The sequence below is a fragment of the Streptomyces yangpuensis genome (genome assembly GCF_001005295.1).
GTDB lineage: Bacteria > Actinomycetota > Actinomycetes > Streptomycetales > Streptomycetaceae > Streptomyces > Streptomyces yangpuensis.
The window spans coordinates 252,198-261,019 of sequence record NZ_LBMK01000002.1 but is presented as its reverse complement, the minus strand read 5'-3'; the positions used below and the strand labels follow the sequence as shown (position 1 = coordinate 261,019).

Below are 8,822 nucleotides of genomic sequence, written 5' to 3'. Positions count from 1 at the left end.
GGACCCGGCGGGCGGGCGGGCCGGAAAGATGACCGGGGCGTGCGGCGTACGGTACGAAGGGCCTGTGAAGGAACAGATCCAGCCCTCGACCGTTCGCGTGTTCATAGCGCTCGCCCCGCCCGACGACGCCAAGGAGGAGCTCGCGCGGGCGCTGCGGCCCGCCTACGCGGCGTACCCGGGCATGCGCTGGAACCGCATCGAGGACTGGCACATCACCCTGGCGTTCCTCGGCGAGCTCCCGGTCGGGACCGTCCCGCTCCTGCGGCCGCCGCTCGCGGACCTGGCGGCGGCCCGCCGGCCCCTGGAACTGGCACTGCGCGGCGGCGGGCACTTCGACGAGCGGGTGCTGTGGAGCGGTGTCGACGGGGACCTCGAAGGCCTGCACCTGCTGGCCTCCGAGGTGCGCGCGGTGGTCAAGGAGTGCGGCGTTCCCTTCGAGGACCGGCCGCTGCGCCCCCACCTCACCCTGGCCCGGACCCGCCGAAACGATCCCGCGTGCGTGGTGGAGGCCGCCGCCGGGCTCGCCGCGTTCTCCGGCCGCCGGTGGCCGACGGCGCGCCTGCACCTGGTCGGCAGCAACATCGGCCGCGGTCCCGGTCCGATCCACTACCGCGACATCGAGGCCTGGAGCTTCCGCCACGGGCCGTCCGTCGACGGTCACACAACATGATCTACTTGTCGGCGTAGATCCGACGACGAGAAGCCGAGGCCATGACCTCCCACTGCTGCGAGGCGATGGACCGCAAGGTGAACGCGGTCTGCGACCAGCACGAGGACCCGTTCGCCTGCCCGGACGCGCTGATCCGGTTCAGCGCCAAGTTCCAGGAGTACGGGCTGATCATCCATGACGGCGGGACAGCGAGCATCGGGATCGCCTACTGTCCCTGGTGCGGACAGGGCCTGCCCGAGTCCCAGCGGGACCGGTGGTTCGACGAACTGGAACGCCGCGGGATCGATCCGTGGGAGGACGAGGTTCCCGAAGCGTTCGAGGACGACCGCTGGCTCGCATCCCCGCCCCAGGGCTGACGCACCGGCATCCGGCCCACGAACCCGGCACCGCCCTCAGCCGTGCGGCCCGCGGCCCGCGGCGCGTGGTCAGCCGCCTGTCCGCCGACGCGATCGCCGCTCTCCACCTCTACACCTGCGAGTCCGCGTTCTACCGGGAGATCAACGCCGTGCTCCGGTCCCCGGACCGCGCCCGGCTCGTCCCGTACATCCCCTACCTGCGCCTGCTGTTCTCGGCCGTTTCCGGGCTCCCCGCCCGTACGGAGCCCCTGTGGCGCGGGGTCTCCCTGGACCTGCGCGCGCAGTATCCGCTCGGCCGGACGGTGACCTGGTGGGGTGTGTCCTCGTGCACGTCGAAGCTCGGCGTGGCGCGCGCGTTCCTCGGCGGGCGCGGGAAGCGGACGCTCTTCGAGGTGACCCCCGTCCGCGCGGTGGGCATCCGCAGCTTCTCCGCCTTCACCGACGAGGAGGAGTACATCCTCCCGCCCGGTACGCAGCTCAAGGTCACGGAGGTGAAGGCGGAGCGCGGCGGCCTGTGCACCGTCAGGCTCACCGAACTGCAGGAGCAGACGCTCGTGTCCTGAACGGACGGGGAGTGCCGGGGGATTGCCCTACGCCCCGCGGGGCAATCCCCCGCGAGGGTGACACCACCCGCTTCGAGCGAGTTTCAGGGCTGCCGGTCCAGGTCCCCAGGGGGTGGGCCCGGCGGCCAGAACATCCGTTCTCCGACTGCCCCCGCGCCGACCGTGACGGGCCGCGCCCCGAGCCGTTCTTGGAGCCGGCCCTCCCCTGCACCTGTGAGGTTCACGTGCCGCCCACCCGTTCCCACATCCGCCACGCTGTCGCCGCCCACCTCGAACGCCGTCCCGCCGGACGCGAGGCACTCGAGGACCTGCTGACCGCCCTCGACGCCGGAGCCGATCCCGCCGATCCCGCGGGCTCCGCTGATCCCTCCTGCCCCGCCGAGGCCGCCGGCCCGGCGGCCCTGGCCGGGCACATCACCTGCAGCGCGGTCGTGGTCGACCGGCACCGACGCGTCCTGTACGTCCGCGACCGGCCCGGCGGCAGCCTCCTCCTGCCGGGCGGGCGCGTCGGGCCGGACGACCGTACGCTCCTCGCCGCGGCGCTGCGCGCGGTCCACGAGCAGGCGGGGATCCCGCCGGCCGCCCTCTGCCGCACCGCCGCGTACCTGGACGTGCCCGTCGACATCGCCGTCGATACGGCGGAGGCGGGGCCGACCGGGGGTGAACCGGCTTGCCGGCACTACGACTTCCGTATGGTCTTCCACCTGGCCGAGGAGACCGGCGATGTGGCACCGCGTCCCGAAGGGGTACCGGGAGCCGAGTGGCTCCCCTTCGACGAGGTCGGCCCGCCCGCCCTGCGGGCCGGACTGCTGGAGTCCGGGCTCGACGGCCGGGCCGAGCCGGTGAACGCCTCGGCACTGATCCACGACGGCGCGGGCCGCTACCTGCTCCACCTGCGCGACCACATCCCGGACATCTGGGAGCCGGGTGCCTGGGCCCTCCTCGGTGGCGGCCGTGAGCCGCAGGACACCTCCCTGGAGGACACCGTCCGCCGGGAGCTGCGGGAGGAGGCCGGACTACAACCGTCCGCCCTGGAGCCGTTCGCGGTGGAACACGCCACCGGAACCGACGGCACCACCGTCCCCGTGCAGATCTTCGCCGCCCGCTGGAACGGCGATCCCGGCGCCCTCACCCTGACCGAAGGGGTCATGCTCGCCTGGCACGGCCTGCGGACCTTGCCCCGCCTGCGGTTGAGCCCCTCGACCCTCGCCCTGATCCGCCGGCACGCCGCGGAGCACGGCCCGGGGCACGGCCAGGAGTACACCGCGGAGCCCGTCCCGGAGCCGGTCCGCGCCGGGTCCGGGAGCGCGCCGGTCCCGCACGTCGTGGGCGTCCACCTCTACCTGGAACGCAACGGCGAGGTCCTGCTCGGGCTACGGCACCCGGACTCCGCCTACGCGGGCTCCACCCACCACTTCCTCGCCGGTCACTGCGAACAGGAGTCCGCCGTCAGCTGTCTGGTCAGGGAGGCGCAGGAGGAGGCCGGGCTCGTCATCGACCCGGCCGACGTCGACCTCGTCCACCTCGTGCATGTCAGGGACCGGCCGGGTGCCCCGCCGCGCATGCAACTGGTCTTCCGGGCCCGGCGCTGGCACGGGGAGCCCCGGCTGCGGGAGCCCGACCGGTGCGTGTCGTGGAACTGGTGGCCCCTCGACGCCCTGCCCGAACCGATCGTCCCCTACGCCCGCGCCGCGCTCGAAGGCATTCGCGCCGGACGCCCCTACACCGAACTCGGCTGGAACGACCGCGGGAGCGCCCGATGACCGCCCCGCGCAGGCACACGCTTCCGCTCGACGTGCACCTCCTGCTGCGCCGCGACGGCGGGCGCGGTCCCGAGGTCCTGCTGTCGCGGCGGTCCGGGCCGGTGTACGCGACCGGCATGTGGCACCTGCCGTCCGGTCATCTGGAGGCCGGTGAGGACTTCGTCGAGGCCGTGGTCCGGGAGGCGCACGAGGAGACCGGGGTCGTCATCGACCCCGCGGACGTCCGGGCGGCGGTCACCGTGCACCACCGTCCCCCGACGGGCTCGTCGTCCCGCCTCGGCGTCTTCTTCGAGGTGCGCAGCTGGTCGGGCCCACCCAGGATCATGGAGCCGGACCGCTGCGACGGCATGGGCTGGTACGGGCTGGACGCCCTGCCCGCGCCGATGGTCGCGTACTGCCGGGCCGGGCTGGACGCCTACCGGGCCGGGCTCCCGGCGGCCGTCCACTTCCAGCGGCCGGGCGACCCCGTGGAGCACCGGGACGGCCAACCGGGTTCCGGCCGCACCGAGTTCCTCGCCGGCCCGGCGACCGGCGCACGAGGGGGCCGGTAGCGTGGCCGGCATGGCCGTGGGAAGCGAAGAGACCCGGCTCGTCGTCGTCCGGGGCAACTCGGCGTCCGGCAAGTCATCGGTGGCGGCGGGGATCCGCGACCGGTTCGGCCGCGGCCTGGCCGTGGTCGGCCAGGACAACCTCAGACGTACCGTGCTGAGGGAGCGTGACGTTCCCGGCGGTGCCAACATCGGGCTGATCGACACGGTCGCCCGGTACGCGCTGGACGCCGGCTACCACGTGGTGGTCGAAGGCATCCTGTACGCCGACCGGTACGGCGACATGCTCGCCGGCCTGCTCGGAGACCATCGCGGCGTCTCGCGCTGCTACTACCTCGACGTCCCGGTCGAGGAGACGCTGACCCGCCATGCCTCGAAGGCGGAGCCCGACTATCTGGCCCAGGTGACCGAGCTGCACCTGCGCGACTGGTACCGCGAGCGCGACCTCCTCCCCGGCTGCGCCGAGACCGTCATCGGGGCCGACAGCACCCTCGCCGGGACGATCGACCTCATCCTGCGCGACACGGGCCTCGCAGGGCTGCCGCCCCGGGTCGACTGACCACCCGACACCACCCGACACCACCCGACACCACCGGCGACACCCGGCAGCACCCGGCAGCACCCGGCAGCAAGAAACGGATGAAAGAGGCATAAGGCCGCCCAACTGTGGTAGACGCCCTGCATACCGGTTCGACAGGAACCAGGAGGTAGTCATGATCATTCTGGGCGTCATCCTGCTGATCATCGGCTTCGTCACAGGAATCTCGATCCTCTGGACGATCGGCCTGATCCTCGTCATCATCGGCCTGGTGCTCTGGGTACTGGGCGCGGTCGGGCACGCCGTGGGAGGCCGCAAGCACTACTACTGACGCCAGGCACCCTCTTGCCACTCAGGGACGGAAGCGCAGTGGATGGTCCTCCGGGACCTCCACCACAGCGATCCGTACACCGTCGGGGTCGGCGATCCACATCTCGACCAGCCCCCACGGTTCACGCAGCGGAGACCTCAGCACTTCGGCGCCGCGGCTGTGCAGCTCCTCGTACGCCGCCTGCACATCGGCGACCTGGAGCCACAGCCGCAGGCCCGGCGCGGGCGGCGCCTCGGCCCGTCCCGACACCTCGAGGAAGCCGCCCCCCAGGAAGTACACCGTGCCGCGGTCCGGCCCCGTGCCGAACTCGCGGTACACGGCGAGGCCGAGGGTCTCGCCGTAGAACGCGCGTGAGCGCTCGGGGTCCGTCGGTCGCAGCAGGATCCTGCTGCCCAGTACGTGCACCATGTACCCCACCTTCGCGCACCGCACCCCCTTCGTCACCCGGGCCGCTCCGCTTCGTCACCCGGGCCGCTCCGCCCCGCGGCTCCTGCGGGTCCAGGCCCGCAGCCGGCCGCGTACCCCGTCGGTGCGCCGGCTGCGGGTGTGCCGGTCGAGTTCCTCCAGCAGGCGCTGCGAGCGCTTCTCCACGCCCAGCTCGTCGAGGACCCGGTCGATCTCGGCGAGCAGCGCGCCACGCAACTGCCAGTGCTCGGGGTCCTCCCGGGCGGCGGCCAGCAGCAGCTCCGCGAGCCGGTCCCGATGGGCCCGGGCCACCGCGAGCTCACCGGACAGCCGGGCTTCGGCCTCCTCCGCGTTGGCGCTCACCTGGGCGGTGATCAGCTGGGCGAAGCTCTCCACGGCGATCGCGGTGTGCCGCAGCACCTCGCGCAGCGCCGCGCCGGTGGCGGGCTCGAAGAGCGGGACGTCGGGGCGGACCTTGGCCAGGTCGGTCAGGGTCCGGCAGGCCACGCGGAGCACCACCGCGCAGATCTCCAGGGTGTCCAGACCGGTGCGCAGCACCAGCCGGAAGATCAGGCCCTCCTTGACCCGCGGATTGAGCCGGAGGCTGTCCTCGGCCTGCCGCAGGGCGGTGTCGACCTGTGCGATGTCGTTGTCGAGGCGGCGCGCCTCGTGCAGCCGGGCGGCGGCCTGTTCGACCTTGCCCGGGCCCTGGGGTTCCTCGCCGAGGTGATCGAGCAGCCGGCTCATGCGCAGGGCGAGGTCGGTGATCGCGGCGCCCGCCGGGCCGATCCAGAGGGGTGGCGCCAGCAGGAGGTTGACCAGCAGTCCGACCACCGCGCCGATGAGGGTCTCCAGCACCCGGTCCCAGGCGGTGTCCGCCACCTGGGTGACGCCGAGGACGAGCATCGCGCTGATCGCGACCTCGGGGACGAACTCGTCCACGCGCACGAGATGGCCCACCACGAGAGAGGCCAGGATCAGCAGGCCCAGGCTCCACCAGGTGAGACCGACCAGCGCGCTGAACCCGATGGCGATCAGGACGCCGACGACCACCGAATTGACCCGGCGGATGCTGGTGGTCAACGTGGAGTAGAGCGTGACCTGGACGACGAGCAGGGCTGTCAGCGGGGCGGTCAGCGGGTTGGGCTCGCTGCTCAGGCGGAGCGCGACGACGTAGCTGATGACGGCCGCGGCGGTGGAGCGCAGGGCCTGGACGGCGACCGGCTCGCGGTGGCGCCGTACGACACGGGTGGCGATGCTGCTGATCGTTTCCGGCATGACTGCGCATCTTCCCAGGCCGTGCGCGATGACACGTGCCACAGTGGTCAAGGCCGCTCGTGTCGCGATCGTGTCACGAGTGACCGGTGGGGTAGGTGGGGGGAGTCCGAAGTCAGCGTCGATCGGATCTGCGAGGGAGCGACAGCCATGAAGGGTACGGAGGACAAGCGGCAGCGGCCGGCCGGAGGCCGTGAGGAGCACGCGCAGGAACACCCCGGGCCGGACCCCGTACACCCCGAGGCCAGCAAGCCGGTCGCCGGCAAGACCCCGGAGGAGCTGCGGATGCGGCAGGAGCGGAAGATGTCCCACCGCGACGACGAGGACGCCGACTGACGGCTTCCGTCCCACGGGCGGGCCGGTTCTCCTACGGGCGGGTCGGTTCACCCACGTAGGGGTCAGTGCTCCCAGGGGCCTTCGTCGTAGGTGCCGGCCTCGACCTCCAGGGCGAGTTCCTGGAGGACCTCGATCGAGGAGATGTCCGTGCGCCCTGCGTCATGGGCGATCGCGAGACTGGTGAACGCCAGGCTGAATCCCGAGACCATCGTGTGCAGGGCCGGTCCCAGGGCCTCGGCCACCAGCGTCGCCACCTCCTGCGGCGACGCGTCGGCCGGCACGCTGATCGAGGGCAGCATCTCGTTCAGGAGCTGTGTGGCCACCCCGGCCGTCCCGCCCGGGCCCTGGGTGTCCTCCCCGGCCTCGGCGGCCCGGCGGATGTCCTGGGCCTCGGTGAGGATGCCGATCACTCGCCTGAGTACGTCTGCGCGTTCCATCTCTCGCAGCGTAGTCCGCGTAGTCCGCCCGCGGCCGGGTGCGGGTGCGCGCCTCCGGGACCCACCGCACCATGAGCCTGTACCCGTACGCGCACCAGCCGGAAGGGAGGTGCCCATGTCCCCGGACTCCGCGCCGCACACGACCGGGAGTCGACTGCTGCTGGTTCGGCACGCCAAGGCGGTACCGAAGGGCGACCCCGCCGAGGACTTCGAGCGTGGCCTGGGCGAGCGCGGCAGAGCCGACGCACCCCGTACGGGCCGCTGGCTGGCGGAGCGCGGCTACAAGCCGGACCTGGCGCTGTGCTCGCCCTCGCGCAGGACGCGCCAGACCTGGCAACTGATGGTCCCCGCCCTGGCGGACCCGCCGGACGCCGTCTACGACGACAGGCTCTACAACGCGGCGCCGAACACGCTGGTCACCGTACTGACCGAGCGCGGGTCGGGGCTCGGCTGTCTGGCGCTGGTCGGCCACAACACGGGCATCCACGAGCTGGCGACCGCGCTGTGCGGCAGCGGCCCGGCGGAGTTGCTGGAACAGCTGAAGGACGGCTTCCCGACCTCCGGCGTCGTGGTGGTGGACCTCGCGGGCGGCTGGGAGGACCTGACCCCCGGCAAGGGGCAGCTGACCGCCCTGTGGTCACCGGCTCACTGAGGTCACCGGCTCACTGAGGTCACCGGCTCATCGACCCGAGCCCGCAGGCGGACCGGGCATGGGGACCCAGGCATGTAAACCCGCCCCGTGCACCATCTGTGCACGAAATTGGTGCGCTTCCGCGCGGGTTTGATGCAACGATGGTGCATCATCTCGCCCTCAGGAAGGACCGCACCATGGATCAGCTCCCCCCTCACCCCGACACCGAGCGGTACTCCGTGACCCTGTGCCCGCCCGCGGTCACGATCGTCTCGGAGCTGACGGCCGCATCCGGCGTGAGCAAGTCCGACGTGATCAACCGGGCCGTGCTCCTGCTCGGTTTCATCGAGCGCGAACGCGCCAAGGGCAACGACCTGATGATCCGGGACACCGCCGGCGCCCTGGAGCGCATCCACATCATCTGACCGATCTGACCGATCATCCGACCGACCGCCGGGACGCCCGAGGAGGGGGCGCCGGCGGCTCAGACGTCCAGGTCCTCGGCGGGCGGCAGCTCGTCGACGACGTGGACCGCGGCCTCCTCGGCCGATGCCGCGCCACCGTCGATCCCGACGTCACGGGCGAGTACGGAGATGTGGCGCTGCGGGGCGGAGTCGTCCACCACGGCCAGGCGGCCCGCGCGGTCCGATCCGGCCAGCAGGGCGTCGCCGGCCTCGTCGGAGACCTCGTCCTCGTCGGACACCTCGGGCTGCTCCCGGGCCAGGCGCTGTTCCAGCGTCTCGCCGGTGCGCGCCTCGGCGGCGGTCGTGCCCCTGTCGTCCACCGCGAGCGGGCGGTCGAGGGGCACGTAGGCGGTGTCGAGCGTGTCGTCGAGGCCTGGCTCGTCGAGGGTGTTCTCCAGGTCGGGTTGGGCCTCGGCGGACTCGTCGCTCTCCTGCGGCTGGTAGACGTCGTCGCCGTAGGCTTCGTCGGCGCTGCTCATCGGGTTCTCCGATCGGTCGGGTCGGC

The 8,822-nt window shown here is 72.4% G+C and carries 14 protein-coding genes; 10 read left to right on the top strand and 4 right to left on the bottom strand.

Annotated elements, in window-relative coordinates; all coding sequences use genetic code 11:
- Positions 1 to 28: 28 nt before the first annotated feature.
- The 7 genes from thpR (at position 29) to AAT21_RS37930 (ending at position 4,769) form a co-directional block, all read left to right on the top strand.
- Positions 29 to 670 carry an RNA 2',3'-cyclic phosphodiesterase gene (gene thpR / locus AAT21_RS06540; RefSeq protein ID WP_046775813.1) on the top strand — a complete coding sequence of 214 codons (642 nt, stop codon included), beginning with the start codon at positions 29 to 31 and terminating at the stop codon, positions 668 to 670.
- Between the two features lie 41 nt (positions 671 to 711).
- Positions 712 to 1,026 (top strand): DUF6980 family protein, encoded by a 315-nt coding sequence (locus tag AAT21_RS06535; RefSeq protein WP_046775812.1) that lies wholly within the window; start codon positions 712 to 714, stop codon positions 1,024 to 1,026.
- 65 nt (positions 1,027 to 1,091) lie between these two features.
- Positions 1,092 to 1,589: an ADP-ribosyltransferase domain-containing protein gene (locus tag AAT21_RS06530; protein ID WP_046775811.1), complete on the top strand. Its 498-nt coding sequence runs from the start codon at positions 1,092 to 1,094 to the stop codon at positions 1,587 to 1,589.
- A gap of 224 nt (positions 1,590 to 1,813) precedes the next feature.
- Positions 1,814 to 3,352, top strand: coding sequence for an NUDIX hydrolase (locus tag AAT21_RS06525; protein WP_046775810.1), 1,539 nt, complete (start codon positions 1,814 to 1,816; stop codon positions 3,350 to 3,352).
- Positions 3,349 to 3,903, top strand: a complete 555-nt coding sequence (locus tag AAT21_RS06520; RefSeq protein ID WP_079025485.1) for an NUDIX hydrolase — start codon at positions 3,349 to 3,351, stop codon at positions 3,901 to 3,903. The genes AAT21_RS06525 and AAT21_RS06520 overlap by 4 nt, the downstream gene beginning before the upstream one ends.
- 10 nt (positions 3,904 to 3,913) lie before the next feature.
- Positions 3,914 to 4,459: an AAA family ATPase gene (locus AAT21_RS06515; protein ID WP_235438704.1), complete on the top strand. Its 546-nt coding sequence runs from the start codon at positions 3,914 to 3,916 to the stop codon at positions 4,457 to 4,459.
- 154 nt (positions 4,460 to 4,613) lie between these two features.
- Positions 4,614 to 4,769 carry a DUF6131 family protein gene (locus AAT21_RS37930; RefSeq protein WP_167350560.1) on the top strand — a complete coding sequence of 52 codons (156 nt, stop codon included), beginning with the start codon at positions 4,614 to 4,616 and terminating at the stop codon, positions 4,767 to 4,769.
- A gap of 21 nt (positions 4,770 to 4,790) precedes the next feature.
- Here the strand turns inward: AAT21_RS37930 and AAT21_RS06510 are convergent, their stop codons facing one another.
- Together AAT21_RS06510 and AAT21_RS06505 are read right to left on the bottom strand one after the other, a co-directional pair.
- Positions 4,791 to 5,177, bottom strand: a complete 387-nt coding sequence (locus AAT21_RS06510; RefSeq protein ID WP_046777103.1) for a VOC family protein — start codon at positions 5,175 to 5,177, stop codon at positions 4,791 to 4,793.
- Positions 5,178 to 5,231: 54 nt separating this feature from the next.
- Positions 5,232 to 6,452: an FUSC family protein gene (locus AAT21_RS06505; RefSeq protein ID WP_046775808.1), complete on the bottom strand. Its 1,221-nt coding sequence runs from the start codon at positions 6,450 to 6,452 to the stop codon at positions 5,232 to 5,234.
- A 147-nt stretch (positions 6,453 to 6,599) separates the two neighbouring features.
- Here AAT21_RS06505 and AAT21_RS06500 point away from each other — a divergent pair, with 147 nt between their 5' ends.
- Entirely contained in the window at positions 6,600 to 6,785 is a 186-nt protein-coding gene (locus AAT21_RS06500) for a hypothetical protein (RefSeq protein WP_046775807.1), read from the top strand.
- A gap of 62 nt (positions 6,786 to 6,847) precedes the next feature.
- Here the strand turns inward: AAT21_RS06500 and AAT21_RS06495 are convergent, their stop codons facing one another.
- Positions 6,848 to 7,222, bottom strand: a complete 375-nt coding sequence (locus AAT21_RS06495; protein WP_046775806.1) for a hypothetical protein — start codon at positions 7,220 to 7,222, stop codon at positions 6,848 to 6,850.
- A gap of 115 nt (positions 7,223 to 7,337) precedes the next feature.
- Here AAT21_RS06495 and AAT21_RS06490 point away from each other — a divergent pair, with 115 nt between their 5' ends.
- Entirely contained in the window at positions 7,338 to 7,874 is a 537-nt protein-coding gene (locus tag AAT21_RS06490; protein WP_046775805.1) for a SixA phosphatase family protein, read from the top strand.
- A 176-nt stretch (positions 7,875 to 8,050) separates the two neighbouring features.
- A complete protein-coding gene (locus AAT21_RS06485) occupies positions 8,051 to 8,278 on the top strand; it encodes a hypothetical protein (protein ID WP_030959179.1) in 228 nt (75 codons plus the stop codon).
- Between the two features lie 59 nt (positions 8,279 to 8,337).
- Here AAT21_RS06485 and AAT21_RS06480 read toward each other — a convergent pair whose 3' ends face one another.
- Positions 8,338 to 8,796, bottom strand: a complete 459-nt coding sequence (locus AAT21_RS06480) for a DUF5709 domain-containing protein (RefSeq protein WP_046775804.1) — start codon at positions 8,794 to 8,796, stop codon at positions 8,338 to 8,340.
- Positions 8,797 to 8,822: the final 26 nt, after the last annotated feature.